Genomic DNA, 25,822 nt, shown 5'->3' on the forward strand with positions numbered 1-25,822 from the left:
CCGGCTTAGACGTCCCGCTTCTTGAGCAGGATGCCGGCCAGGAGCACCGGGACCACAACCCAGGCGCCCAGCACCAGGCCGGCCTGCCAGGCTTCGAGGGTGTCCGGGAGATGCTCGACGGCGGTCAGCGGCTCCACGGTGTTGCCGGGAAGGTATTTGCGGGCCTCCACGAAGAAGTCGCCCGGAATCAGCTGGAACGCGATGGGCGCCACGAAGAACAGGCCGACCAGGCTCATGATCCCGCCCGCCGAGTTGCGGATCAGGGTGCCCAGGGCCATGCCGATCGCCGCGACCGCTGCCACATAAATGCTGTTGACAATGAGCAGCTTGACCGACTGTGAGCTGCCCAGGTCCAGGCCGAGGCCGTAATTATCCAGGATCGGCACGGAGACGAATCCGGCCACCAGGGTGGAAGCGGCGGTGACGATGAAGGAGGTCAGCACGACCACCACGAGCTTGGCCGCGAACGCCGGGATGCGCTTGGGCACCGCCGCGAACGTGGACCGGGCCATGCCGGTGGTGAACTCTGAGCTCATCAGCAGCACGCCGAGGGAACCCAGGATCAGCTGGGCAAACGCGATGCCGGAAGTCGGTACGCTGACGGCGAGGTCACCGCCCTGCGCCGCGAACCTGGCGCCCGCCTCCGGGTCGTGGGCCGCGGCCTGGGAGAACTGACCCGTCCCCCAGGCCGAGAGCGCCCCAAACCCCACCATGACCACCACGGTGGAGCCGAGCAGGATCAGCGTGGAGAGCAGGGTGCGGAACTTGATGAATTCGGAGTTGAGGACCCGCAGGAAGCTGGGGCCGGGGCCCGAACTGCTGCCGTCTCCGGAGCGCTGCGCGCGGGTTTCGGCGCCGCGGGGCGAGGGCGTGGATTCAACGGTTGTGGAACTCATGGCTTAGTTGCCTCCGGCTTCGACGGGCACGGCGCCCGTGGTGATCAGCGAGTGGTATTCGACCTCATCCTTGGTCAGTTCCATGTAGGCCTCCTCGAGGCTGGCCTGCAGGGGGGTGAGTTCGTAGATCATGACGTGGTTCTCCAGCGCTGCGGTGGCGATCTGCCGCGGGTCCAGGCCCGTGACTTCGAGGAGTTCGCGCTCCCGGGCCTCCACCGAGACGCCGGTTCCGGCCAGCAGCTGCATGAGCCGGTCCGGCTGGTCGGTGCGGACCCGGGTGCGGCCCTGGCCCTTGCCGGTGATGATTTCCTGGATGGGGGCGTCGGCAATGATCTTCCCGCGGCCGATCACGATCAGATGGTCCGCCGTGACGGCCATTTCGCTCATGAGGTGGCTGGAGAGGAAGACCGTGCGGCCCTCGGAGGCCAGGTACTTCACCAGGTTGCGGACCCACACCACGCCTTCCGGGTCGAGACCGTTGACGGGCTCGTCCAGGATGACCGTCTGCGGGTCGCCCAGGAGGGCGGCGGCGATGCCCAGCCGCTGGCCCATGCCCAGCGAGAAGCCGCCGACCTTCTTTTTGGCCACCTCAGCCAGCCCGGTCATCTCGATGACTTCGTGGACCCGTTTCTTGGGGATGCTGTGGGTCGCGGCCATGGCCAGCAGGTGGTTGTAGGCGGAGCGGCTCGTGTGGACGGCCTTGGCGTCGAGCAGTGCCCCGACGTCGCGCAGCGGGGCGGCGTGCCCGGCCAGCGGCGACCCGTTGACGGTGACTGAGCCCGACGTCGGCCGGTCCAGCCCCATGATCATGCGCATGGTGGTGGATTTTCCGGCCCCGTTCGGACCCAGGAAGCCGGTGACCCGGCCGGCTTCGACGGTGAAGTTGACGCCGGCGACGGCGGTCTTGTCGCCATAAACCTTGGTCAGGCCTCGTGCTTCGATCATGGAAGCGTTCCTTTGCGTAGCGGGAGATGGTCCGGGGCACCGCAGTCACGGGCCCGTCTGCACCCCACGCTACCGAGGCCAGCGGCGTATTTCGCCGGTCTCAGGGATGATTCAGGGGCGAATCAGGGTAGTCCGGGAGGATGACACCACCGACCGCCCGGGGTCTGGCCGCGGATCTGCGCGGGCTGGCGTGTGGGCGGGCGCGGGCTCAGCCGAGCGGCGAGTAGTAGGTCAGGGCGTCGCGGCGGACCGTGAATTCCACGCTCCGCACCCCGGGCATGACCTCTCCGTCGACAGCCAGGACCATGGGCCCGTTCCCGGGTTCCACCGTGATCCGGTCCGTTTCGCTCAGATGGGTGATCCCGGACGTGCCCACGGTGCCCGTGAGCACGGCCCAGAGGAGCCGCAGCCGGGCGAACGGCTCATCGGCAGTGATCATCCGCAGGTCCAGGACCCCGTCCGCCAGGACGGGGCGCACCAGCGGCGCGTGGTCGCGGGGGTAGTAGCGGCCACGGCCGATGTACAGGATCCACAGCCGGTGCTGCACCCCGTTGACGATCAGGGTGGTGGGGGTGCCGGCCGCGAAGGTCCGGAACATGGCCACCACTCCGGCCAGGGGTTTCCCCAGTGCCGGCTGAAGCTGTTCGCGCCGTCGGACCAGGTTCGGGTAGAGGCCGATGCTGGCTGTGTTGAGCATCATCAGTTCGAGGTGCTCCGGGCTGTCGGGGAGCCCGCGTTCGACGCTCACATGGCCGACGTCGGCCACAGCGGCCTCGCCGCGCGAAGCCGCCTGGACCGCCGCCGCCAGGGTGGGCGTCCCGGCGTCGCGGGCGAAGTGGTTGAGCGTTCCGCCGGGGAGCACCAGCAGCGGGAGGGAGCGTTCGACGGCGGCAGCCGCCGCGGCGCCCACGGTTCCGTCCCCGCCCCAGACGCCCAGGGCCGCAATGCCCGGCCGTGTGGCGACCTGGGCGATGCCAGCATCGATGGCCTCATCGGGCGCAATTTTCCTTATATACGCCTTGGGGAATGTTTTTTGCAGGGCGTCCACCGTCTCGTCAGCATAGGATCCGCCGAGGGTGTTGACCGCGATGCCGAGCCCCTGCCCCTCCGGGAGCTCCGCGGCGCGGGCGGCGGCACGGCGGGTTTCCGGGAACGGCGGGCGGACGGGCCACCACTTCCGCGTCACCATGGCCGCGCCGGCGCCAATCGCGGAACCGAACAGCACATCCGAGGGCCAATGGGCCCCGGTGTGGACCCGGGAGTAGGCCACCCCGGCCGCGACAGGGGCCACCGCCGCACCCAGCGCCGGGCGGACCATACCGACGCCAAGCGCGAAGGCCACCGCGGACGCCGAATGGCCCGAGGGCATCGACGAACTCGTCGGCTGCGGGTTAACGAAGCGGAAGACCGGAAGGTGTTCGGGCAGGGGGCGCCTGCGCGGCAGGAGGGTCTTGAACACGAGGTTCGTGACTGCCGACGCCACGCCTTGGGCGATGAGCCCATGTACCGCTGCCCGGCGGGTCTTTCCGGGCACCAGGGCCATGACCCCGGCAACGCCGAACCAGAGTTTGCCTTTGTTGGCGGCCGCGGACAGGCGGCGGAAGAAGTCATCGTGGCGTCCGCCCGGCAGGTTGGAGACGGCGCGGACGAGTTTGCGGTCGAATTTCGACAGGCGGCCGGGGGCCTTCCTCAGCATGGATCGCATTTGACCACCATACTGCCGGAGAGGCAGGCCGAAGGCAGAGTTCGGCGGACGCGGCGGGGCACCTACCTCGCGGGCACCTACCTCGCGCGCAGAGGCTTCGCGGCTCCCGCGAGCACCAAAGCCACCAGAATCGGAATCCCGATCGCCAGCAGGGCGGCCCTGATACCCGTGACATCGCCCAGGTAGCCCAGCAGCGGCGGCCCGGCCAGGAAGGCAATGTAGCCCAGGGTGGACACGACGGACACCCGGGCGGCCGCCTTCCTGGGGTCATCCGCCGCGGCGGACATCCCGATCGGAAATGCGAGGGCGGCGCCCACGCCCCAAAGCACGGCACCGGCAGCGGCCAGCCAGATGGTTCCCGCGAACACGAAAAGGCAGAGGCCCGCTGCTGCCGCGGCCATGCTGGCGCGGAGCACGGCCACGCGGCCGTAGACATCGATCGCGCGGCCGCCGAAGAAGCGCATGGCGGTCATGGCCAGCACAAAGGCTGCGAAGAGCAGCGCCCCCGTGGATTGTTCGGCGCCCAGCCCGTCAACGGCGGCCTTGGCAATCCAGTCGTTGCCGGCGCCTTCAGTCAGGGTGGCGCCGAGGACGACGACGCCGATCAGCAGCGTGCGGCCATCCCGCCAGGCCGACCCAGCCTTTGCGTGGTCCGTGTCTCCTGCTGCGGGGGCCTCGGCGGGCAGATGCGGCAGGAAGTACCGCGGGGCCACCGTGGTCAGGACGGCGACGACGGCGGCTATGACCAGCAGGTGCTCCGGGAGCCCGACCCCCAGGGTGGACAGTCCTGCGCCGATCAGGGCGCCGACGAACGCGCCGCCGCTGAAGGCCGCGTGGAACTGCGGCATGATGGTCCGGCCGAGCCGGTGTTCGACGTCGGCACCTTCGATGTTCTGCGAAACGTCCCAGAGCCCGACGCCGATCCCGAAGAAGAACAGGGCAATCGCCGTCCCCGGGACGGAGGCCGCCATCAGGGACAGCGCGACGCCGACGCCGGCGGCCGCGGCCACCAGGCCGGCACCCCGGACGGTGTTGGCCGTGCCGATCCGGCCGACGACGAATCCGGCCGTGGGCAGGGCGATCAGCGAGCCGACCGCCAGGCACAGCAGGAGGGTTCCCATCTGGCCCGCGGTGATGTGCAGGATCTCCGTCACTGCAGGGATGCGGGCTGCCCAGCTGGCGAACACTAATCCGTTGATCCCGAAGACAAGGAAAGTCGCCCCGGTGGCAGCTCTAAGTTGCGGGACGGTTGCGGTACTGGTCATACGATCACTGCTTCCACCGAGTGTTGCGCGAGTTGGTCAAGGCCTTCAGGGCTGAGCTGCTTGTCGGTCACGATGGCGTCGACGGCGTCCAGGGAGGCGACGAGGGCGACGGCACTGGCGTTCCACTTGGATCCGGCGCACGCGACGATCACCCGGGCCGCGGATTCCAGGCCCGCACGCTTGACTGCGGCGTCGTCGAGGTCGTGGGCCAACAGCCCGTCCTTGAGGTTCAGGGCGCAGGGCGTGACGACGGCGGTGTCGAAGCGCAGGGAGCGGATGTTGGATTCCGTCATGGGCCCTCGGAAGGACAGTTCACCGGGGACGAGGCTGCCGCCCGGCATCAGGAGTTCGGGGCGGCGCCCGGCAGGCACATCGTCCAGAGACAGCGCGGTGACGGCTCGCAATGACATCGGCATGATCGTCATCTCGCGACGGCGCAGCTGGCGGGCGATCTCCGTGGCGGTGGTGCCGCTGTCCAGCCAAAGGTGGCCGCGGTCCTGGAGCATGGCGGCCACACCGGCCGCGATCCGCATCTTGGCGGTGTGGTCCTCCAGCTCACGCTGCCCATATTGCGGGTTTTCGCCGCCGAATACCAGGCTCTTGGCTCCACCATGGATCCTCCGCAGCACGCCGTGCAGGGCCAGGGTGTCGAGGTCGCGCCGGATGGTGGCACCGGAGGCGCCGCAGGCGGCCATGAGGTCATCCACCGTCACCTGTTCCCGGTTGCGAAGCAGTCCGCCGATCAGGCGGTGCCGCTCATCAGTGTTCATGCTCAAATGCTAACGGTTTGTGATCACTTAATCATTTGTTGCGGGGTTCACTACCAACGCGGGGTCACTTAGCGCCCATGACCGCCCCCGGAATGGGCCGTATCTGACTCCGCGTTGTTTGGTGGTCCCCGCGTTGGCTTTAGCGGGCGCGCTCGACGCGCTTTTCGTCCCAGACCGGTTCGGCGGACTCATAGACCCTGCCATCGGACCCGAAGACCAGGAAGCGGTCGAAGGTGCGGGCGAACCAGCGGTCATGAGTGACCGCCAGGACGGTGCCTTCGAAGTGATCGATTGCCCGTTCCAGGGCCTCGGCCGAGTGCAGGTCCAGGTTGTCGGTGGGCTCGTCGAGCAGCAGCAGCGTGGCGCCGGAGAGCTGCAGCAGCAGGATCTGGAACCGCGCCTGCTGGCCGCCGGAGAGGGATTCGTACTTCTGCTCGGACTGCGCGGCCAGCCCGTAGCCGTCCAGCGCCCCGGCGGCGGCTTCGCGGCCCATCCCGGACCGGTGCTCGTCGCCCCGGTGCAGGATTTCGAGCAGGGTCTTGCCCAGCAGGTCGGGCCGGACGTGGGTCTGGGCGAAGAAGCCGGGCCGGATCCGGGCACCGAGTTTCACGGTGCCCTCGTGCGGGACTTCCGCGATCTCGACGTCGGACACCGGCAGGTGCTCCCGCTCCGGATCCGTGCCGCCGGTCGCGAGCAGGCGCAGGAAGTGGCTCTTGCCCGAACCGTTGGAGCCAAGGACGCCCACCCGGTCGCCAAACCAGATCTCGGTGGAGAACGGCTTCATCAGGCCTGTCAGTTCCAGCTTCTCCGCCACGACGGCGCGCTTTGCGGTGCGCCCGCCCTTGAGCCGCATCTGTACGTTCTGCTCGATCGGCAGGGCCTCGGGCGGACCGGCCTCGAGGAATTTCGCGAGCCGGGTCTGCGCGGCGTGGTAGCGGTTGGCCATGTCGGAACGGAACGCGGCCTTGTTCTTGTACATGTTGACGAGTTCCTTGAGCTTTACGTGCTCCTCGTCCCAGCGCTTGCGCAGCTCCTCGAAGCGCGCGTTCCGGTCCGCCCGGGCCTCCACGTAGGAGCCGAAACCGCCGCCGTGGATCCAGGCGCCGGCGCCGTTGATGCCCGGTTCCAGTGTGACGATGCGGCCGGCGGCGTTGTTGAGCAGTTCCCGGTCGTGGCTGATGAAGAACACGGTCTTCTTCGACTCGTTCAGCTTGGCCTCGAGCCAGCGCTTGCCCGGGACGTCGAGGTAGTTGTCCGGCTCGTCCAGCAGCAGTAGCTCGTCGGGGCCGGCGAAGAGGGCCTCAAGGACCAGCCGCTTCTGTTCGCCGCCGGAGAGGCTCGACGCCGGGCGGTGCTGCGCCCGGTCGAACGGCAGGCCAAGGGCGGCCATGCAGACCTCGTCCCAGACCGTTTCGACGTCGTAGCCGCCAGCGTCTCCCCAGTCCACGATGGCCTGGGCATAGGCCATCTGGGTGGGTTCGTCATCGTGCTCCACCATGGCGAGTTCTGCCTCGTCGACGGTGCGCGCGGCGGCGGCCAGGGCCGGCGGCGCAGCCGAGACCAGCAGGTCGCGGACCGTGGAGTCATCCCGGACCTGGCCCACGAACTGGCGCATGATCCCCATGTTGCCGGAGCGGCCGATCACGCCTTCATCCGACACGAGGTCGCCGGAAATAATCCGGAACAGCGTGGTCTTGCCGGTTCCGTTCGGTCCGATCAGCGCCGTCTTGGTGCCGTCCGGGACCTTGAAAGTCACCCCGTTGAGCAGCTGGGTGCCGTCGGAGAGGAAGTAGTCGATGCCGGAAACGTCAATATGAGCCACGCGTTCAATCTTCCCATGCTCTTACCGCAGCCGGGCGGCGCGGACTTTTCCGGCTCAGCTGGCTCGGGTGAGGAATTCTTTGAGCAGCGGTCCGGACGTGGTGGCTCCGAGGCCGCCATCCTCCACGAAGACGGCGACGGCCAGGTCACCGTGTACAGCCACGATCCAGGCGTGGGTCTTGGGCGGGGTGTCCTTGCCGAACTCGGCCGTTCCGGTCTTCGCGCCGACGGGCTCGCCCGGGACGGAGGCGAGGAATCCGGCATGCCCGCTGGTCACGACGGCCCGCATCATGTCAGCCAGCGCCCCGGCTTCCGCTGCCGTTACCGGGGTCTCGGCGGCCTTGGCCGGTGCCGCGGCCGACGCCGTCGCGTCACCGGTGGGCGGGGTGGCCTGCGCCGTGCCTGTTCCGGCACTGGCGGGACTCCCGGCACCCGGGGAAGTGACGCCCTCATTCGGATTCAAGACCAGCTGGGCGGCCACGGGGGCCCCCTTGGCTACCGAGCCGGCCATGATGGCGGCGGCCAGCGGGGACAGGAGCACTTTGCCCTGGCCGATCATGGAGGCGGCGTGTTCGGTTCCTTCGGCGTCGCCGGGGACCGAGCCGAAGAACGCTGCGGCGCCGAGCGCTGGCGCTTCGACTGCAACGCCCAGCGAGGTCGCGGCGGACTCGAGCTGCGCCTGGCTGACGGTGTTGCGGGCGTTGATGAAGGCTGTGTTGCAGGAGTGTGCGAAGGCGTCGCGCAGTGTCACGGAGCCCAGTGAGGACTCGGGGTATCCCTCGGCGTTCTTGAAGGTGCGGCCGTCCACCGTGAGGGTTGGCGGGCAGTCCACCTTGGAATCGGGGGTCATTCCGTTGCGGAACATGGCCAGGGAGTCGACCATCTTGAAGATCGATCCGGGGGCGTACTGTCCCAGCATCGCGGTGTCGTAACCGTTGCTGCCTGGCCCGGACGCGGCCGCCAGAACGGCACCACTGGAGGGCCGGAGCGCCACAATGGCCGACGCGGGGCCGACCTTGCCGAGCACGTCTTCCGCCAGCTGCTGCAGCTTCGGGTCCAGCGTGGTTTTCAGCGGGGTTCCGGCTTTGATGCCGGTCTCGAACAACACCCGCCTCGGATCGGCGGAGGCCGCCTGGATTTCCGCGGTGGTAAGCCCGGCTTTCTGTGCCCGAATCACGATTCCGTCGGTTCCGCGCAGCTGCGCGTCATACTGCTGCTGCAGGCCCCCGGCTCCGGTGGTGTCACCGGGTTTGAGTGTGCCGCCGGACTTCTCGATTTGCTCGGCGCTGGCCTCGGCGACTGTGCCCAGAAGTGCCCGCGCAAACGTGCGGGTGGGTGCCAGCGGCAGGCTGTCCGGGATGGCGCGGCCGCCGGGGATGGCGGAGATCTGCCCGTCCGTGATGGTCCGGGAGCCGTCCTCACGGAAGGTGATGGCCGGAACGAAGGCATCCGGACCGGCCGCCTTGACCTGCTGGGCGTAGGCTGCCGGGTCCACGCCGACCAGTTGGGCCAGCTTGGTGGCGGAGTCGGCGGGGTCCGCGCCGCCGAGTGCGGGCTTGTCGATGCCAACGTTGACCACTGGCCGGTACGCGACCAGCGGGGCCCCGCCGGCGCCCAGGATGGAGGCCCGCTGCGGCGTGTGGGTGGCACGGGTGAGGATCTCCCCGTCAGCCAGGTCCGGGACCAGGATGGCCGGTTTCCAGACCGGAAGCCACTTGTCGCCGGATTTCTTCAGCTGCGCGGAAACGGTGTACTTCCATTCCTCCGCTCCGACTTTCCACGTGTAGTTCAGCGGGAAAGTGGCCGTGTCCGACTCGAAGGTCAGCCCGCCGGCCTGCACTGCCGGTTTGTCCGGGTCCAGGCCCTGGAATATTTCCTTGAGTTGGTCGTTGGCGGCGCTCGATTCCTTCCCGTCGAAGGCGACGGAGCCGACGTCGAGCGCGGACACCGCGGAAGCGAGCTGCTGGGCGGCGCCTTTCGCGCCGTCCCGGCCGTCCCCGCAGGCCACCAGCGAGGCGCCAAGGACAAGACCCACGAGGGCCAGTGAAAGTTTGGATGTGTTCCCCATGCCGCCATTATGCCCCGGACCACTGACAACTTCCCTGTCACATGGACCAGGCGCAAAACACCGGCACACGCACCGTCGCATAACACCGCCGCGAACAAGGCGCCGGGTACGCCCCAGGCTGCCTAGGGCCGCCGGATGATCCTGCGCTGCGCGGCCACGGCGATCGCGGCAGTGCGGTTGTCGACGCCGAGCTTGCCGTAGATGTGCACCAGGTGGGTCTTGACCGTGGCCTCGGAAATGAACAGCTGCTTCGCGATGGCCCGGTTTCCCATCCCCGTGGCCAGCAGCTCAAGCAGCTGGATCTCGCGGGCGGACAGGGCCGGCTCCGGATTCCTGATCCGGCCCATGAGCCTGGCGGCGACCTCGGGTGCCAGTGCCGTCCCGCCGGCCGCGGCGGAGAGCACCGCCTGGCGGATCTGCTCCGGCGGGGCATCCTTGAGCATGTAGCCGCTGGCGCCGGCCTCGACGGCCTCGAGGATGTCGGCGTCAGAGTCATAGGTGGTGATGATGAGCACCGGAGGCGCCGGCTGCCCTGCCTCTCCGGCCTTGATCTTGCCGGTGGCGGTGACGCCGTCCATGCCCGCGCCCATCTGCAGGTCCATGAGCACCACATCCGCGGGCTCGCCCAGGGTGTGGAGCTTGGCCAGTCCGGCCAGCGCGGCGCCGCCGTCGGCGGCCTCGGCCACGACGGTGATGCCCTGCAGATCACCCAGCATCGCCCGCAGCCCGGCCCGGACCACCGGGTGGTCGTCCACCAGGAACACCCGGATGCTGCTCATGGCCGGCCCCCGCTGATTTGCCCCGACGTGGCGTTGGAACCGGGCGGGGTGCCCTGCGTGGAATCAGGGGCTTGCCCCAGTGGCAGCCGGATGGCCACGACGGTTCCCTCGCCCGCGGCAGACTCGATGTCCAGCTGGCCATGGAGGGTGGCCACGCGTTCCCGCAGCGACGTCAGCCCGTAGCCGGAACCGTCGGGACGGGCCGGCAGGGCCGCGGGGTCGAACCCGGTGCCGTCGTCGTAGATGTCCATGGCCACTTCCGGGCCCAGGAAGGAAAGGGTGACGACGGCGGTGCTCGCCTGCGCATGGACCCGGACGTTGGCCAGGCTCGCTTGGGCGGCCCGGAGCAGGGCCGTTTGGTGGGCGCCGGGGAGTTCCACCGGCACACCTTCGACGTCGAGGCGGCAGCGCAGCCCGGTACCCCGCGCGGCGGTCTCCGCCTCGGTCTTTTCACACAGCCGGAGGAGGCCGGCCACCAGGGAGCCGTCCTCGAGATCGGGGGACTGGAGCGCCCGGACGAAGTTGCGGGCCTCCGCAAGATTGGCGGCCGCCGTGTCCCGGACAATGCGGAGCCTTTCCCGTGCCACGGCGGGTTCGCCGTCGTCCAGGGCCTTCTCGGCCGCGCGACCCATGAGCACAATGCTGGACAGGCCCTGGGCCAGGGTGTCGTGGATTTCGCGGGCCAGGCGGGTGCGCTCAGCCAGGGTGCCGGCATTGTGCTGGGTCCGCGCGAGTTCGGCACGGGTGCGGCGGAGCTCCTCGGCGGCCAGCCGCTGGTTTTCGGCCTCCAGGAACAGTGCCCGGTAGGCCAGCCCGGTGACCACGGCAAAGGCTGCGCCGAACGCGGGCCCGAGCACCATGGGCAGCTGCGGCGCCACACTGGCGGGATCCGGAGATGCAGCACCGCCGTTGTGGAACCAAAGCGCTCCAATGACAAAAAGGGTGCTGAATGCGATCGCGGGCAGCGCCAGCCGGCGCCGGAAGACATGCAGCTGCAGGAAGAACAGCGGGAAGGCCAGCCAGACGAAGTCGGCGCTGGTCCAGATCAGCAGCAGCCACAGGACGCACACGCCGCACAGCCACCAGGCCGAGTAGGGCCGCGGATCGAACCGGGTCCGGTGGGTGGCGTGCCGCTTCTCCAGAACGGTGCCCACCAGGTAGAAGGCGGCGAGCAGCAGGGCCAGCAGCAAGGTGAGCCAGCTCTGGCCCGTGATTCCGCCGGTCAGGAGCCGGACCAACGCCACCAGGAGCAGCACCGCGAAGCCGACGTGAAGGCTCACGCGAAGAACGCGCAGAATGACGGCCGCCCCGGTGGGCTCCGTACCCGCGTGCTGATGGCCGCCATCCGGCGTGCCGCCAGGCAGCGTGCCGACGTTTCGTGTGACCCCGTTGCCAGTGTCCTCGTGAGTAGTGCCGTCGTGGCTAGTGCCGTCGTGGCTAGTGCCGTCGTGGCTAGTGCCGTCGTGGACCGTGTTGCCGGCGTTGCCCTCCATGCTTCCAGCGTAGTGCCGGCGGGGCGGGGCTCCTGCGGAAAACGGCCCGCCAGCGGCGGAATCAACCTTTCGGTTGACCGCGTGGCCGTCCGCGCGGTTCCGGCGGTCCAACCGGGCGGCCGATGCCTCGGAGCCAGGCGGAGGGAAGGCTGGAAGCAACGCCGCAAACGTCACAAAAAAGGACAACCATGTATCTCGCCATCCGCGATATCCGCTTTGCCAAGGGCCGGTTCGCCCTGATGGGCGCGGTCGTCGCGCTCATCACGCTGCTGCTCGTCATGCTTTCCGGGCTCACGGCCGGACTGGGAAACCAGTCGACGTCGGCCCTCGCCGCCCTCCCGGCCGACCAGCTGGTCTTCGGCGCCCCGGCCGGGAGCACACCCAAGGCCTCGTTCACGGAATCCGAAGTCACGCGCGCCCAACAGGCGCAGTGGAGAGCACGCGACGGCGTCGCCCGGGCCGACGCCTTGGGGATCACCCAGAGCCGCTTCCAGGCGCTGGGCGCCGGAGGCGTGCCGGCACGGACGGCAAGTGCCGCGGTCTTCGGCACCGAGCCCGGCACACCCCTGGCTCCCGTCCCGCTGACCGAGGGAACCATCGCCGTCGGAGCGGGACTGGCGAAGGACCTGGAGCTCAGCATCGGCAGCCGCGCCTCGGTGGGCGGCACCGAACTCGTCGTAACCGCCGTGGTTCCGGAGCAGTGGTATTCACACACCGGAGTCGTGTGGACCACGTTGGCCGATTGGCAGAAAGTGGCACATGTTCAAGCGGGGGGCGCCGCGACGGTGCTGGCCGTAACGTTTGACCCCGACGCCGGACCCGGGGCGGATACGGGCGCCGCCAACGCAGCCGCGGGCACCGTCAGCACCACTGTCGACGGATCCTTCCAGGCCCTCGGCTCCTACAAGAGCGAGCACGGCTCGCTGCTGCTGATGCAGGCGTTCCTGTACGGCATCTCGGCCCTCGTGATTGTTGCCTTCCTGACGGTCTGGACGGTCCAGCGCACCCGGGACATCGCCGTTCTGAAGGCACTCGGCGGGTCCGCCCGCTACATCCTGCGGGACGCCATGGCGCAGGCAGCCCTGGTCCTGCTGGCCGGTGCCGCGGCGGGTGGGCTGGCCGGCGTCGCTGGCGGGGTCGTCGCGTCCCAGGCGGCGCCGTTCCTCCTTACGCCCGGGACCACGCTGCTGCCCATCGCCGGAATCGTGCTCCTGGGCCTAGCCGGGGCAGCCCTCGCGGTCCGCAGCGTGGCCCGCGTAGATCCGCTCATCGCCCTCGGCGGCAACTGACCGGGCCCTGACCCTCCTCCCGTATATTCTTCGAAAGGCATATTTAGTGAACTCCGCACTGAACAATTTCGTCCCGAACGCCTCCAAGCTGAACAAGTCCGCCCTGAACAGTTCCAGCCTGAACCAGGCCGCTCTTAACCTGGTCAACGTCACTCTGGAGTACCCGGACGGAGACGGCACCCTCAAGGCCCTGGACGACGTGAGCCTCAAGGTTCACGCAGGGCAGTTCGTGTCCCTGATCGGCCCCTCGGGGTCCGGAAAGTCGTCCCTGCTGGCCGTCGCCGCCACCCTCGTCCGGCCCTCCGCCGGCCTGGTACTGATCGACGGCCAGGATGCCGGCGGACTGTCCGACGCCGGATGCACCGCACTGCGCCGGGACAAGATCGGCATCATCTTCCAGCAGCCCAACCTCCTGCCCTCCCTCACGGCGATGGAGCAGTTGGTGATCACCCAGCGCCTGCGCGGAGGAGCCGCCCGGGCGGCAGCCGAACGGGCCGCGGGTCTGCTGGATCTTGTGGGTCTCGGGCAGGCCCTCGCGAAGCGGCCCCACCAGCTCTCCGGCGGGCAGCGCCAGCGCGTCAACATTGCCCGGGCACTCATGGGAAATCCAGCCGTGCTGCTCGTGGACGAGCCCACGGCGGCCCTTGACCACCACCGCAGCGAGGCGATCGTCCGGTTGCTGCGGCAGGTCACGGACGAGTTCAGCGTGGCGACCGTCATGGTCACCCACGACACCGATTTCGTCCCGCTCACGGACGCCGTGGCGAGCATGCGGGACGGACGGCTGTCCGCCATGGCTGCTACGGCGGCTGAGGAGACGCGGTTAGGGGACCCGGTAGCCGAGGCCCGGAACGCCGAGCCCGAACATGTCCTTGAGGGCATACCTGGCGGCGTGGAAGCCGGGCATCCCGGTGACGCCGGGGCCCGGCGGGGTGGAGGACGAGCACAAATACACGCCGGGTAGCGGCGTCCGCCATGGAACGGGGCTCAGCACCGGCCGCCGCAGCACGCCCCAAAGGTCCATGCGGCCGGCACCGAAGTCCCCGCCGACGAAGTTCTCGTCGTACGCCGCCAAACCTGCCGCCGTCGTCACTTTGAACTCGACCACCAGGTCCCGGAAGCCGGGTGCGAAGCGCTCCATTTGCGCCATGACCGCGTCACTCATATCCGCTGCGGAGCCGGCCGGGACATGGCAATACGTCCACAGGATGTGCCGGCCGGCCGGGGCTCGGCCGGAATCGAAACGCGAGGGCTGGGAGACCAGCACGTAGGGCCGGTCCGGATGGCGTCCCGCCGCAACCAGGCGCTCCGCTTCCGCGGTTTCTGCCCTGGTGCCGCCCACGTGCACAGTCCCGGCATCGGCGAGGCCCTGCGCCGCCCACGGCACCGGTCCGGAGAGGATGAAGTCGACCTTGCAGGCCGCGTTTCCGAAGCGGAAGGACTCCAGGGAGCTCCGGTAGCGTGCCGGGAGCCTGCCCTCCGCCAGGTGCAGCAGCGCGGGGGCCGCCACATCCAGGAGGGTGGCCCGCGTAGGCGGCAGCTCCGCGAGTGAAGTGATCCGCCTCCCGGTCTCGATCACCCCGCCATGGGCTTCGATGTCGGCGGTCAGCGCCCGGGCAATCGCGGCCGATCCGCCGCGGGGAATGGGCCAGCCGCCGGCATGCCCCAGGGCCGCCAGCATGAGGCCCGCGCCGGCTGCGGCCACCGAGGGCAGCGGCGCCACGGCGTGGGCGGCGACCCCGCTCAGCAGGGCGGGGGCCAGGTCCTGGCTGAACCTCGCGTTCCACAGCGGCGAGCCCTGTTCGAGCGCCCGGAGCCCGAATACGGCGGCTGCCACGGGATCTCCTGGAATCCGCAGCAGCTGGTTCAGGGTCAGGTCTGCGACTCCCTCCACCCGCCGCACGAGTGGCTCCATCAGCCGGCGGTACGCGGCTCCGTCCCGCCCAAGTTCCGCAACAGTACGGTCCAGGGAACGGTAGGCCAGCGCCGCACGGCCGCCGTCGAGCGGGGAACCGTATGAGAGGTCCGGCACCTCCAGGGGCACGCGCCGGGAGAGCTCGAACCGGCGGAAGAATGGTGAAGCCAGAACCATGGGGTGCACGGCCGAACAGACGTCGTGGAAGTGGCCCGGTTCCATCAGTTCGGCGGTGCGGAGTCCGCCGCCGGGGGTGGCGGCCGCCTCGAAGACGTGGACTTTGAGTCCGGCCCGCGCCATGGTCACCGCCGCGGCCAGCCCGTTGGGGCCCGAACCGACGACGGCGACGTCAGTCATGTGCGGGAGCCTTCCGCTACGGCACCCTTCCGCCACGGCACGACGGACGTAGCAGGCCGGCGGAGATTGATCCGCAGCCAGTCCGGGGCGCCATCGAAGGGTCCGCCATGCGGATCATCGATCCGGTGGCGGCGGATCATGTCGTAGGACGGGTCCCAGATGTCCCACGCGACGCGGGCCATCAGGTAGGCGGTGGCGAGCATGTGGGCAACCACTGCCAGGACATAATAGGGCATGTCGATGTTGTGCTGGGTCGAACCGCCGCTGGTCGCCTGCCCCAGGTACATCCAGATGGCGCCCCAGTGCAGCGCTTCGATGGTCTGCCAGATGAGGAAGTCGCGCCAGCGGGGCCGGGCTAGGGCGATGAGGGGTATCAGCCACAGCACGAATTGGGGCGAGTACACCTTGTTGGTCAGGATGAATGCGGCCACGATCAGGAACGCCAACTGCGCGATCCTGGGCCGCCGGGGTGCTGTCAGTGCGAGGACGCCAATCAGGATGCAGGCCAGGAGGAACAGGTCCAGGGCCAGGGAGTTGATGGCTTGGGCCTCAAGCGGGTTCCAGCCCAGCCGTTCGGCCACCAGGTTGTAGGCGAACCAGGGGGAGCTGTAGCCTGCGGGCCGCTCCTGTGTGAACTGGTAGAAGTACTTCCAGCCGTCCGGATTTGCCGCGGCCACAGGGACGTTGACCGCCAGCCAGGCCGCGGTTGCGGCGCCGGCAGTGATAAGCAGCGCCCTGATGCGCCCGCTCCGAAGCGCCAGCAGCAGGACGGCGCCGAGGATTAATAGGGGGTAGAGCTTGGTGGCCGTGCCCAGTCCGATGAGGATTCCGGCGAGGACAAGCTTGTTTCGCGAAAAGAAGTACATGCCCAGGGCCAGCATGCACACGGCCCACATGTCCCAGTTAATGACACCGGCCAGGACAATGCCGGGGGCAAGGGCAACCATGGCCGCGTCCCAGGACCGCGGCCGGTTTGTCCGTGCCGTGGCCAGCACGGTGACGATCCAGACCGCGGCGATCAGGGTGGCGTTGACGTCAAAGTAGCCGAGGACGCGGGGATCCCCGGTGCCGGCGCCGGGGACCAGAAGCGCCGTCGCGCCCGCGATGAACCCCATCAGCACGGGGTACTCAAAGAGGCTTCCCTGGGTGATGAAGGGGAAGGCGCCATCGCCGAGGCCGCGGTTACGGAACAGTTCCGGAAAGTCCGAGTAGCACGTGGCGTAGAACTGTCCGGGTGTTTCCCAGCCGTGGGTGCGGCAGAAGTTCTTAAGCAGGATCCCGGCCAGGGCCGCGATGACTGTGAGGATCACCAGAACACGCTCCACCGTGAAGAATCCTGGCGAAACGATCCCGGGCGCCGAGCGCTGGCCCAAAGGACCGCCTACCACTTCCGTGAAGTTTCGGAGAAAAGGGTCGCTGCGGCTCGGGATGACCAATCGGATCCGTTTGCGCTCCGGCGGCTTTGTCTCCTGCATGTCCTTGAGCTTACCGGGGGCGGTTGCCCCATGCGGCGCGGTGGCGTTCCTGGCACGTCGGATCGTCTCCCGCGCACAATCCGGGGAGGCGAAGGGTACTTAAAAGGGGGAGCCCGCGCGTCGCCGCGCGGGCTCCCCGGGATCGGTTCCGAGGGCAGTCATCAGGTTCTCCTTCGCTGCGGACAGTCCTTCCGGTAACGGGTTTTGTCCCTGCACGAGGTTGGTCCGTGCATCGGTGGCGGAAGTGTCCAGTACTCAGCGGATCAGGCCGGCCTGATGCATGGCGAGGAAGGTGTCGTCTCGCCTTTGGTCCAGGAGTTGACCGTTGAAGCGGGTCGGCTTCCGGTGTGCCAGCTTTCGGAACAGGACCGTATAGAGCTTGTTCATCATGGTTCTTACCTCCCCTCGGGGGCTTGATCGGTGCGTCTTGGCAGCGGGGACGGCGGGGACGGCGGCGCGCTGGGTTGAAGCGGTGGTTGGGGTAGCCACGGGGACCTTTCATTGGTGGGGGATTGTTGCCTGGCCGACGACAAACATGAGGCAAACGAGCGCAAACAGGCGGCAGGTAGGAATGGCCGGGCGAATCAGACGGGGTATTTTGGACGCGGCAAATAGAGCCATTAGTGCATTGAGTTCGAATAGCCGATTCCGGGCGCGACAATTAAGCGCGCAACTCCAGGGCTTTAGTTAAGCCGGAATTCCAGAGACGGAGAAGTTATTCGATGGAATGGCCCCTGGACGCGGTAGCGCCGAGACCCCAACAAGAAGCTGGGTTCCGAACTATGGGGAAGCTGCGCAACCGCGTGGTTCCGCCTGTTCAGGCTGCTGTCGCCGGGCGTTCCGTTGAGGAAGCCAGCTGCCGCCGGCCCCAGGTTGCATTACCTGGGACGGGGGAGCGGTCAGGAAACAGTCAGTCCGACATTCGGGCGCGGCACAGCGAACGAGGCCGGGGTGGCGGTGGTGGTGTACATCCATCCGCTAGTCAAAGTAATCATCATTTTCCCAACCTCCTTTTCTGTCCTGCCGTGGCTCCGGCTGACTGGCCGGGCGACGCGCGCCGTGACCCCGGCAAGTCGCTCTGGGGTCAGAAATAAAAATACACTACGAATGCGGCAGTTGCCTACCGAATTCATAAACTTTTTTTGACTTTGTTTCAAAATCCGGCTTTAGAGTCCCCAGCGCACGATTGCCGGGGTCTTTTTATCCCATCCCAGGGTGCAGACTTTGGCAGTTCCCAACACGAAGTGCCGGCCCTCGCGGGGGTCGAGTCCGAGCCACCGGGCGGTCAGGATGCGGGAGAAATGTCCGTGCGCGACGATCAGCACATTGTCCAGGCCCGATTCCAGAACCCGGGCCACGATCTTGTCCGCCCGGGCGGCGACGTCGTCGAGCGCTTCACCGTTGGGCACGCCGTGCGTCCAGATCAGGTACTCGGGGTTGTCCTTGCGGATGAGGTCTGAGCTGATCCCCTCATAGTCGCCGTAGTCCCATTCCACCGCCAGCGGCTCCAGCTGGGCGTCAGGGTAGCCGGCGAGTTCGGCGGTCCGGCGGGCGCGGCGCAGGGGCGAGGTCAGCACCAGGTCGAAGTCGACGGTCTCGAGCACCCTGCGCGCTTCCACGGCCTGCTGCTCGCCTTCCACCGTGAGGGGCATGTCGGTGAGCCCGGTGTACTGCCCGCTCTTGGACCACTCTGTTTCGCCGTGCCGCAGGATCCACAGTTGGGGGCGGGGGCCGTTAGATGGTGCAGACACTTAGGACTCCTCAGGGGTGGAAGTTTCGACGCCGGCGGGCGCCGCCTCGGGCTGGACCGCCCACCATTCCCGCAAGCGGGATTCGGCGACTGCGGGATCGAGCGGACCGTGCTCCATGCGTTCTTCGAGCAGGAATTTGTAGGCGCGGCCCACCACGGGACCGGGCTTGAGACCGAGCAGGGCCATGATCTGGCCACCGTCAAGGTCCGGGCGGACGGCGTCGAGGGATTCCTGTTCCCGCAGTGCCGCGATCCTCGTCTCGAGGTCGTCATAGGCGAAGGATAGCCGGTCCGCCTTGCGTTGGTTCCGGGTGGTCACGTCGGAGCGGGTGAGCCGGTGCAGACGCTCCAGGAGCGGCCCGGCGTCGGTGATGTAGCGGCGGACCGCGGAATCGCTCCAGCCGGCCTCACCGTAACCGTAGAAGCGCATGTGCAGCTCCACGAGCCTGGCTACGGCCTTGATGGTGTCGTTGTCAAAGCGGAGCGCCTTCATCCGCTTCGCGGTCAGCTTGGCGCCCACCATGTCGTGGTGGCGGAAACTCACCGCACCGCCCGGTTCAAAGCGGCGCGTGGCCGGCTTGCCGACGTCGTGCATCAGCGCCGCGAACCTCAGCACAAAGTCCGGGCCGGGAACCGGGCCGTCCGCCTTCGATTCCAGGGCGGCGGCCTGTTCCAAGACCTGGAGCGAGTGCTGGTAGACGTCCTTGTGGCGGTGGTGTTCATCGGATTCGAGTCGCAGGGCCGAGACTTCCGGCAGCACCAGGTCCGCGAGTCCGGTGTCGACCAGCAGGTCCACGCCGGCCCGCGGTTGGCCGGCGCAGATGAGTTTGATCAGTTCATCGCGCACGCGTTCGGCCGAGATGATGCTGATCCGTTCCGCCATCCGGACCATCGCCTCGCGCACCTCGGGGTGCACCGACACCCCCAGTTGGGCCGCGAACCTTGCGGCGCGCATCATGCGCAGCGGGTCGTCCGAGAAGGACGTTTCCGGCGGTCCCGGGGTATTGAGGATCGAGGCGTGCAGGTCGCGGGCGCCGCCAAAAGGATCGACGAGCTCCAGCGTGGGCAGCCGCAGTGCCATGGCGTTGATGGTGAAGTCCCGCCGCAGCAGGTCATCCGTGAGCGATGTTCCGAAGGCCACTAGCGGCTTGCGGGACTCCGGATCGTAGGCGTCGGCCCGGTAGGTGGTGATTTCGATCTGGAAGTCGCCCTTGCGCATCCCGATGGTGCCGAAGGCGCGCCCGATCTCCCAGTAGTTGTCCGCCCATTTCTTGATCAGGGCAACGGTCTGGTCCGGGGTAGCGTCGGTGGTGAAATCGAGGTCGGGGGAGATCCGGCCCAGAAACAGGTCACGGACCGGGCCGCCCACGAGGGACAGCTCGTGGCCGGCGTCGACGAACCGCTGCCCGAGCTCCAGAACCACCGGATCCACCTGGAAAGAAACGGTGTGGGAGTCAGTCTTGTGATGTGCGTGCGCCATAGTTACTTAAGCTTGTCAGAAAACCGCGGCAGCACCACACCGGAACCCTCACAGATCCGGCCGGTTCGTCACGATTGCAGACGAACCGGCGCGGGCCGACTTTCCCGGCAGTCCACTTTCCGGCCATGTTTAGGTCATCAACAGCGGGCAAGAGTCGTTAGAGTGGACCTCATGGCCCATCCCGTACCGAGCGCTCCCGGCAGGAGGACAAACGCACCGTTGCCGTCGGCAATAGGTGCCAATGTCGCGCCTGTCCAGCACACGGGCCACGCTTCCCTGCCCACCGTCGAGGAAATCTCCGCCGGCGGCGTCGTGGTGGACATGTCCGACGCCGAACTGCGGGTAGCGATCATCGCGCGCCTCAACCGAGGCGGCCGTCTCGAGTGGTGCCTGCCGAAAGGCCACCCCGAAGGCAAGGAAAGCAACGAGGAAGCTGCCGTCCGCGAGATCGCCGAGGAAACCGGCATCGAAGGCAGGATTCTGGCACCGCTGGGAAGCATCGACTACTGGTTCACCGTGAGCGGGCACCGCGTCCACAAGACCGTGCACCACTACCTGTTGCGGGCCACCGGCGGGGAACTCACCATCGAAAACGATCCGGATAAAGAAGCAGTCGACGTCGCGTGGGTTCCCATCCAGGAGCTGGCCCGCAAGCTGTCCTTCCCGAATGAGCGCCGCATCGCGGATCTGGCCAAAGAAGTCCTCCCAGAAGACCGCTGAAGGCCGCAGGTGCGGCCGGTCACGGCCACCGATAGCGACTAATGCCCCGCGCGGGTGAGACGATGAAGACGATGTCATCAGCCAAACCCACCCCCGTACCCTCCGGCCCCGCCGATTCCAAAGCTGTCCAGTCCGGAGAAGCCCGTTCCAGCGCCATCATGGCCGCCGGCACCCTCGTTTCGCGTTTCCTGGGCTTCGCCAAGACTTGGATGCTGGCCGCCGCCCTGGGCCTGGGCTCGACGGTCAACGACACTTTCATCAACGCCAACAACCTCCCCAACCTGATCTTCCTGCTGGTCGCGGGCGGGGTGTTCAACGCCGTTCTGGTGCCGCAGATCATCAAGGCCAGCAAGGCGCCAGACAAGGGAGCGGACTACATCAGCCGGCTGCTGACGCTGGCGGTGCTGGTGCTGCTGGTGCTCACGCTGCTGGTCACGTTGCTGGCGCCTTCCGTTATTCAGCTGACCACCCAGGGCTACTCGCCGCAGCAGAAGGCACTCGCGGTCTCATTCGCATTCTGGTGCCTTCCCCAGATTTTCTTCTATGGCCTCTACGCCCTGCTGACCCAGGTCCTCAACGCCCACGGAGCCTTCGGGCCCGCGATGTGGGCGCCGATCATCAACAACATCGTGGCGATCGCCGGTCTGGGCATGTTCATCGCCATCATGGGCGCCAACGCTGTTAATCCCCACACGATCGACAACTGGGGGTCCTTCCAGACCATCCTCGTGGCCGGGTTCTCCACGATCGGCGTCGTCGCCCAGACCGCCGTCCTGCTCATTCCCGTGTTCAGGCTCCGGCTGGGGCTGCGACCGCGCTTCGGCTGGCGCGGGGTGGGGCTGGGCCATGCCGCGAAGCTGAGCGTCTGGACCTTGGCGACGGCGGCCGTGGGACAGCTGGCATTCCTTTACGTCATGCGCATCGCCACAATCCCGGGCGCGGAGCGGCTCCGCCTCCAACAAGCAGGGGACCCCGCGGCAGCGACGATTCCGGGTAATGCCGTGCTGGAGGTGGCCAGCCAGCTGTATCTGCTTCCGCACTCGATCATTGCCCTGTCCCTGGCGACTGTACTGTTCAACCGGATGACCCGGGCATCACAGGACGGGGACCGGGTTGCGCTGCGCAACGCCCTCTCCCACGGGCTGAGGACCATGGCCGTGGCAACCGTCTTCGGTGCACTGGCGCTCTTTGCGCTGGCCGGACCACTGGGCATGTTCTTCTCAGGCAACGTGCGCCAGGACGGCGTCATGCTGGCCCAGACCCTCACCATACTGGCCCTTAGCACCCCCTTCATGAGCGCCAACTTCATGATGTCGCGGGTGTTCTACGCCAATGAGGACGCCCGGACGCCGTTCTTCATCCAGCTGGTGCTGGCGCTGGTCAATGTGGCGGCCGCGTTCGCGATCCAGTTCCTGCCTTTCGATCAGATCATCTTCGCCATCGCCATCCTCTATACCGGTGGCAATATCCTCTCCGTGATCGTCAGCGCGACGTTCCTGCGCCGGCTCCTGGGTCACCTGGACGGACCTCGGATCGCCAGCTCCTACATCCGCATGGGCTACGCGGCCCTGGGTTCCGCCCTGGCCGGAGCCGTGGCCCTGTGGATGCTGGGCAGCTACAACCCGGACGGCTACGCCTGGAGCGACCGGCTCGCCGCCCTGGTGACGATCGTCGTCGTCGGTCCCGTCATGATGGCCGCCTACTTCCTGCTGTTGAAGCTCTTCCGGGTCACCGAGCTGCAGGACCTCCTGCAGCCTCTGCTTGGGCGGCTCCGGCGCCGCGCCGCGGGGCCGGCCACCGAGGCGGGCGCTGAGCCGCAGGCAGGCGGCGTACCGGAGGTGCGAAGGGCACCGGAGCGGGCCACCATCTCGGTGGATACAGGTCTGATTCCGCGAATCTCCGGTGAGTTCGACGCCGAGTCGTTCCGCGTCGGCCCCGACATCCGGGAAGAGGACTCGTTCCCTTACGGGCGTCCATCCGGTCCTGAGGGCGGATATCTGCCGGCCGAGGACCTCCCCAGTACCGCTCTAGGCGGTTTGGGCCGGGGCGATGCTCCCTTGCCGGGCCGCCGGACATACCAGGGCCCGGCCGGTCACAACCCCTATTTCCCGTTCAGCCGGAAAAAGAAAAAATGAGCCCGGCCCCGTTTCAAACCACCGTGCTCACGCGGCCTGGACAGAGCATCGGCTAGGATCGAAGACTAACAAGGGAAGTTGCGGACCAGCGGTCAACCGGCTTACCGGAGGGCACACGGTCGCTCTCAGAGTGACCACGTCGGCAGGTCCCGGACAGTCTAGGAGGAGCCCGTGTCCCACCCGATCGATGTCGGATCAGTACTCGGTGGCCGTTACAAGGTCACTGCCACCGTACTGACCTCACATGACCAGGATCTGGTGCTGGACGGTGTGGACCAGGTGCTGAACCGTCCCGTGAGCATCCTCGTCGCCGGCCCGGGCAACGCCGATCAGGTGGCCCAGAGTGCCCGCGAAGTGGCCACGGGCGAACGTCCCGGCAGCGTGCAGATCCTTGACCTTGGCGTCAGCGATTCCACCACGTACCTGATCACCAACCACACCTCGGCGGCGGATCTCCTGGATCTTGTGGTGTCATCCAACCCGCCGTACGTCGAACCCTTCTTCACGGACACCCTGGGCAGCGAAATCTTTGGGCAAGCCCGCTCCCACGAGCCCGAAACCTACGACGGGCTCTACGACGACGAGGAAGTCGACGCTGGGTACATCGACTACGGGCAGACCCAGGCTGCAGCCGGACAACCGCCGGTTTCCCCCGCGGGGCCCTCCGCCGGAGTACCGTCCCGCCCCGCGTCGGCTCCCACCGCCGCGGCTGGCATGGCGGCCGGAGCGGCAGCAGCTGCCGCCAGGGCCCCCAAGGCCCCCACCACCGCACCGCAGGAGACCGCGGGACACACGACGGCGCCGCAGACCGTCCAGGGCGGCCAGGCGTCCCGCCAGGCCCAGCCGGCAGCGCAGCAGCCGGCAACCGCCGCGGCACCTAAAGTTTCCCTGTGGTCCGACGGCGACTACACCGGCGACGACCAGCGTGGCCTCGAGCACCACGGCGGCGCAGCAGCAGCCGCAGGAGTGGCCGGAGCCGGCTTCGACACCGCGGATCGGGCTCCAGGCAACTTCCCCGCCTCGGCACGTGCCGCCGTCGATGAGGATGTGGACGAGTACGAGTACGAAGACGAAGACGAGCCCAACCGGGAGCCGCGCTCCATGCGCTGGCTGGTGGGCGGCCTCTTGGCTGTCGTGCTGGTGGTAGGCCTCATCTTCGCGGTCAGCAACCTTGGCAGCCTCTTCAAGAGCGGCCCTCAGACCACCGCCGCCTCCTCCGCGCAGTCCAGCGCACCGGAACAGACCACCGCACAGCCGACGTCGACCGCCAGCCAGGCACCGGTCGCCGGACCGCCCGTCATCGAGGGCGTGACGCGACTCGGCAACTTCGATTTCGCCGGAAATTACGATTCCGACCTCGTCAAGACCTTTGACGGGAACGGCGCGAGTTTCTGGTCCGATATGGAATTCGCCACGGAAGACTGGGGCGGACTGGCTTCCGAGGTCCCGCTCGTCGTCAAGCTGAAAGACCCCTCCAAGGTCTCCTCCGTCACCCTGAGCCAACTCGGCGCCTCCGGCGGCAGTATCAGTGTCTTCACCAATGACAGCCCGTCCCTTGACGGCGCGAAGCAGGTTGGCAGCAACAGCTTCACGTCTCCGGACCTGACCATGCCGTTGGCCGAACCGGTGACGGCGCAATACGTGATCGTGTCCATCAAGACGCTTCCCAAGCTCGCCGCTCCCAAGACCCGTTACGGGTACGGCCTCCGCCTGGCCGAGATCAAGGTTCAGTAGTAGACCAGTTCCGTAGTAGACCAGTTCCGTAGCGGCCCTCTGCAGTAGCGACCGTGTACGGTGGCGGGCTGTACAGTCGCGGCCCTGTGCGGTCGCCGTCCTGTAACCGGGGCCCTGTCCGGCCCCGGCAAACCGGTACCCTGAGTAGTGGTGTCGCTCCGTGACGCCCATTTCGGCCGGAATATTCAATGCCCGGCAATAGTTGTGCCATGTGGCCGGCCATAGAGGCGGGCGCATCGACAAAGGAAGAGGTTCACCGTTCAGTGAGCAACGCAGAAAACACTGCCTCCGAAGTACGTGATGTCATCATCGTCGGCTCCGGCCCGGCAGGCTACACCGCAGCGGTGTACACGGCGCGCGCGAACCTGAAGCCGCTGCTCCTGGCAGGCTCGGTAACGGCCGGCGGTGAACTGATGAACACCACTGATGTGGAGAACTACCCGGGGTTCCCGGACGGCATCATGGGCCCGGATCTCATGGAGAACTTCGAGAAGCAGGCCGAACGCTTCGGCACGGAGATCCAGTTCGAGGACGTCACCGAACTGGACCTCGACGGCGACGTCAAGACCGTCACCATCGGCACGGGGGAGACCTTCAAGGCCCGCTCCATCATTCTCTCCACCGGCTCGGCTTACCGTGAGCTCGGACTGCCGAACGAGAAGCGGCTTTCTGGCCACGGTGTCAGCTGGTGTGCAACCTGCGACGGTTTCTTCTTCAAGGATCAGGACATCGCGGTAATCGGTGGCGGCGACTCCGCCATGGAAGAGGCCCTGTTCCTCACCAAGTTCGCCAGGTCCGTCACCGTTGTGCACCGCCGCGACACCCTCCGTGCTTCAAAGATCATGGCTGACCGCGCCTTGGCCCACGAGAAGATCAGCTTCGTGTGGAACACCGGCGTGGAGGACGTCCTGGGTCAGGACAAAGTCACCGGATTGCGGTTGAAAAATCTCCTGGATGGCGCGGAAACCGAGCTGGCGGTAACCGGAGTGTTCGTTGCTATCGGCAATGATCCCCGTACCGATCTGGTCAAGGGCAAGCTCGAACTGACCACGGAGGGAACCATCGCGGTCGACGGCCGCACGTCCAAGACCAGCATCCAGGGTGTTTTCGCCGCCGGTGATGTGATCGATCCGACGTACCGCCAGGCGATCACCGCTTCCGGATCCGGTTGTGTGGCGGCCCTCGACGTCGAGCACTATCTCGCAGATTTCCACGCCTAAGCAGC

Annotated in this window: 19 protein-coding genes and 1 pseudogene; 6 read left to right on the plus strand and 14 right to left on the minus strand. The window is 67.5% G+C overall.

Going from position 1 to position 25,822, the window contains the following annotated elements; genetic code table 11:
* Positions 1 to 5: 5 nt before the first annotated feature.
* The 9 genes from AC1DEM_RS03070 to AC1DEM_RS03110 form a co-directional block, all read right to left on the minus strand.
* Positions 6 to 896 carry an ABC transporter permease gene (locus tag AC1DEM_RS03070; protein ID WP_476883055.1) on the minus strand — a complete coding sequence of 297 codons (891 nt, stop codon included), beginning with the start codon at positions 894 to 896 and terminating at the stop codon, positions 6 to 8.
* Between the two features lie 3 nt (positions 897 to 899).
* Positions 900 to 1,841: an ABC transporter ATP-binding protein gene (locus AC1DEM_RS03075; RefSeq protein ID WP_476883056.1), complete on the minus strand. Its 942-nt coding sequence runs from the start codon at positions 1,839 to 1,841 to the stop codon at positions 900 to 902.
* 208 nt (positions 1,842 to 2,049) lie between these two features.
* Complete coding sequence (locus AC1DEM_RS03080; RefSeq protein WP_476883057.1) at positions 2,050 to 3,546, minus strand: bifunctional phosphatase PAP2/diacylglycerol kinase family protein; 1,497 nt, start codon at positions 3,544 to 3,546, stop codon at positions 2,050 to 2,052.
* Between the two features lie 77 nt (positions 3,547 to 3,623).
* Entirely contained in the window at positions 3,624 to 4,811 is a 1,188-nt protein-coding gene (locus tag AC1DEM_RS03085) for an MFS transporter (RefSeq protein ID WP_476883058.1), read from the minus strand.
* The gene (locus tag AC1DEM_RS03090; RefSeq protein WP_476883059.1) at positions 4,808 to 5,581 is read right to left on the minus strand and encodes a DeoR/GlpR family DNA-binding transcription regulator; all 774 of its coding nucleotides are present in this window, start codon (positions 5,579 to 5,581) and stop codon (positions 4,808 to 4,810) included. The genes AC1DEM_RS03085 and AC1DEM_RS03090 overlap by 4 nt, the downstream gene beginning before the upstream one ends.
* Before the next feature lie 139 nt (positions 5,582 to 5,720).
* On the minus strand, positions 5,721 to 7,403 hold the full coding sequence (locus AC1DEM_RS03095) for an ABC-F family ATP-binding cassette domain-containing protein (RefSeq protein WP_476883060.1): 1,683 nt from the start codon (positions 7,401 to 7,403) through the stop codon (positions 5,721 to 5,723).
* A 54-nt stretch (positions 7,404 to 7,457) separates the two neighbouring features.
* On the minus strand, positions 7,458 to 9,470 hold the full coding sequence (locus AC1DEM_RS03100; RefSeq protein WP_476883061.1) for a penicillin-binding transpeptidase domain-containing protein: 2,013 nt from the start codon (positions 9,468 to 9,470) through the stop codon (positions 7,458 to 7,460).
* 122 nt (positions 9,471 to 9,592) lie between these two features.
* The gene (locus AC1DEM_RS03105) at positions 9,593 to 10,249 is read right to left on the minus strand and encodes a response regulator (RefSeq protein WP_476883062.1); all 657 of its coding nucleotides are present in this window, start codon (positions 10,247 to 10,249) and stop codon (positions 9,593 to 9,595) included.
* On the minus strand, positions 10,246 to 11,742 hold the full coding sequence (locus AC1DEM_RS03110; RefSeq protein ID WP_476883063.1) for a sensor histidine kinase: 1,497 nt from the start codon (positions 11,740 to 11,742) through the stop codon (positions 10,246 to 10,248). The genes AC1DEM_RS03105 and AC1DEM_RS03110 overlap by 4 nt, the downstream gene beginning before the upstream one ends.
* Before the next feature lie 188 nt (positions 11,743 to 11,930).
* On the opposite strand from AC1DEM_RS03110, the gene AC1DEM_RS03115 reads away from it, so the two are divergent.
* Positions 11,931 to 13,031, plus strand: a complete 1,101-nt coding sequence (locus tag AC1DEM_RS03115; RefSeq protein WP_476883064.1) for an FtsX-like permease family protein — start codon at positions 11,931 to 11,933, stop codon at positions 13,029 to 13,031.
* A gap of 118 nt (positions 13,032 to 13,149) precedes the next feature.
* Positions 13,150 to 13,845: pseudogene (locus tag AC1DEM_RS03120) on the plus strand (ABC transporter ATP-binding protein); the annotation flags it as partial.
* Between the two features lie 9 nt (positions 13,846 to 13,854).
* On the opposite strand, the gene AC1DEM_RS03125 reads toward AC1DEM_RS03120, so the two are convergent.
* The 5 genes from AC1DEM_RS03125 to AC1DEM_RS03145 form a co-directional block, all read right to left on the minus strand.
* Positions 13,855 to 15,303: a phytoene desaturase family protein gene (locus AC1DEM_RS03125; RefSeq protein ID WP_476883065.1), complete on the minus strand. Its 1,449-nt coding sequence runs from the start codon at positions 15,301 to 15,303 to the stop codon at positions 13,855 to 13,857.
* On the minus strand, positions 15,300 to 16,778 hold the full coding sequence (locus AC1DEM_RS03130) for a glycosyltransferase family 87 protein (RefSeq protein WP_476883066.1): 1,479 nt from the start codon (positions 16,776 to 16,778) through the stop codon (positions 15,300 to 15,302). The genes AC1DEM_RS03125 and AC1DEM_RS03130 overlap by 4 nt, the downstream gene beginning before the upstream one ends.
* A gap of 255 nt (positions 16,779 to 17,033) precedes the next feature.
* A complete protein-coding gene (locus tag AC1DEM_RS03135; RefSeq protein ID WP_476883067.1) occupies positions 17,034 to 17,267 on the minus strand; it encodes a hypothetical protein in 234 nt (77 codons plus the stop codon).
* Between the two features lie 677 nt (positions 17,268 to 17,944).
* A complete protein-coding gene (locus tag AC1DEM_RS03140) occupies positions 17,945 to 18,529 on the minus strand; it encodes a histidine phosphatase family protein (RefSeq protein ID WP_377984279.1) in 585 nt (194 codons plus the stop codon).
* Positions 18,530 to 20,008: a CCA tRNA nucleotidyltransferase gene (locus AC1DEM_RS03145; RefSeq protein WP_476883068.1), complete on the minus strand. Its 1,479-nt coding sequence runs from the start codon at positions 20,006 to 20,008 to the stop codon at positions 18,530 to 18,532.
* A gap of 171 nt (positions 20,009 to 20,179) precedes the next feature.
* Between AC1DEM_RS03145 and AC1DEM_RS03150 the strand changes: the two genes are divergently transcribed.
* The 4 genes from AC1DEM_RS03150 to trxB all read left to right on the plus strand — a co-directional run bounded on the left by AC1DEM_RS03150 (position 20,180) and on the right by trxB (position 25,817).
* The gene (locus AC1DEM_RS03150) at positions 20,180 to 20,728 is read left to right on the plus strand and encodes an NUDIX hydrolase (protein ID WP_476883069.1); all 549 of its coding nucleotides are present in this window, start codon (positions 20,180 to 20,182) and stop codon (positions 20,726 to 20,728) included.
* 71 nt (positions 20,729 to 20,799) lie between these two features.
* The gene (gene murJ / locus AC1DEM_RS03155) at positions 20,800 to 22,863 is read left to right on the plus strand and encodes a murein biosynthesis integral membrane protein MurJ (RefSeq protein WP_476883070.1); all 2,064 of its coding nucleotides are present in this window, start codon (positions 20,800 to 20,802) and stop codon (positions 22,861 to 22,863) included.
* 171 nt (positions 22,864 to 23,034) lie between these two features.
* Complete coding sequence (locus tag AC1DEM_RS03160; RefSeq protein ID WP_476883071.1) at positions 23,035 to 24,597, plus strand: ABC transporter substrate-binding protein; 1,563 nt, start codon at positions 23,035 to 23,037, stop codon at positions 24,595 to 24,597.
* 263 nt (positions 24,598 to 24,860) lie between these two features.
* Positions 24,861 to 25,817 (plus strand): thioredoxin-disulfide reductase, encoded by a 957-nt coding sequence (gene trxB / locus AC1DEM_RS03165; protein WP_476883072.1) that lies wholly within the window; start codon positions 24,861 to 24,863, stop codon positions 25,815 to 25,817.
* Positions 25,818 to 25,822: the final 5 nt, after the last annotated feature.

Source organism: Arthrobacter sp. 05T420 (assembly GCF_056396305.1).

Coding starts and splice junctions, on each gene's coding strand:
- AC1DEM_RS03105 (WP_476883062.1), bottom strand. CDS start 10,249: ATGAGCAGCATCCGGGTGTTCCTGGTGGACGACCACCCGGTGGTCCGG.
- AC1DEM_RS03100 (WP_476883061.1), bottom strand. CDS start 9,470: ATGGGGAACACATCCAAACTTTCACTGGCCCTCGTGGGTCTTGTCCTT.
- AC1DEM_RS03150 (WP_476883069.1), top strand. CDS start 20,180: ATGGCCCATCCCGTACCGAGCGCTCCCGGCAGGAGGACAAACGCACCG.
- AC1DEM_RS03110 (WP_476883063.1), bottom strand. CDS start 11,742: ATGGAGGGCAACGCCGGCAACACGGTCCACGACGGCACTAGCCACGAC.
- AC1DEM_RS03070 (WP_476883055.1), bottom strand. CDS start 896: ATGAGTTCCACAACCGTTGAATCCACGCCCTCGCCCCGCGGCGCCGAA.
- murJ (WP_476883070.1), top strand. CDS start 20,800: ATGTCATCAGCCAAACCCACCCCCGTACCCTCCGGCCCCGCCGATTCC.
- AC1DEM_RS03075 (WP_476883056.1), bottom strand. CDS start 1,841: ATGATCGAAGCACGAGGCCTGACCAAGGTTTATGGCGACAAGACCGCC.
- AC1DEM_RS03125 (WP_476883065.1), bottom strand. CDS start 15,303: ATGACTGACGTCGCCGTCGTCGGTTCGGGCCCCAACGGGCTGGCCGCG.
- AC1DEM_RS03090 (WP_476883059.1), bottom strand. CDS start 5,581: ATGAACACTGATGAGCGGCACCGCCTGATCGGCGGACTGCTTCGCAAC.
- AC1DEM_RS03080 (WP_476883057.1), bottom strand. CDS start 3,546: ATGCGATCCATGCTGAGGAAGGCCCCCGGCCGCCTGTCGAAATTCGAC.
- AC1DEM_RS03115 (WP_476883064.1), top strand. CDS start 11,931: ATGTATCTCGCCATCCGCGATATCCGCTTTGCCAAGGGCCGGTTCGCC.
- AC1DEM_RS03130 (WP_476883066.1), bottom strand. CDS start 16,778: ATGCAGGAGACAAAGCCGCCGGAGCGCAAACGGATCCGATTGGTCATC.
- AC1DEM_RS03085 (WP_476883058.1), bottom strand. CDS start 4,811: ATGACCAGTACCGCAACCGTCCCGCAACTTAGAGCTGCCACCGGGGCG.
- AC1DEM_RS03145 (WP_476883068.1), bottom strand. CDS start 20,008: ATGGCGCACGCACATCACAAGACTGACTCCCACACCGTTTCTTTCCAG.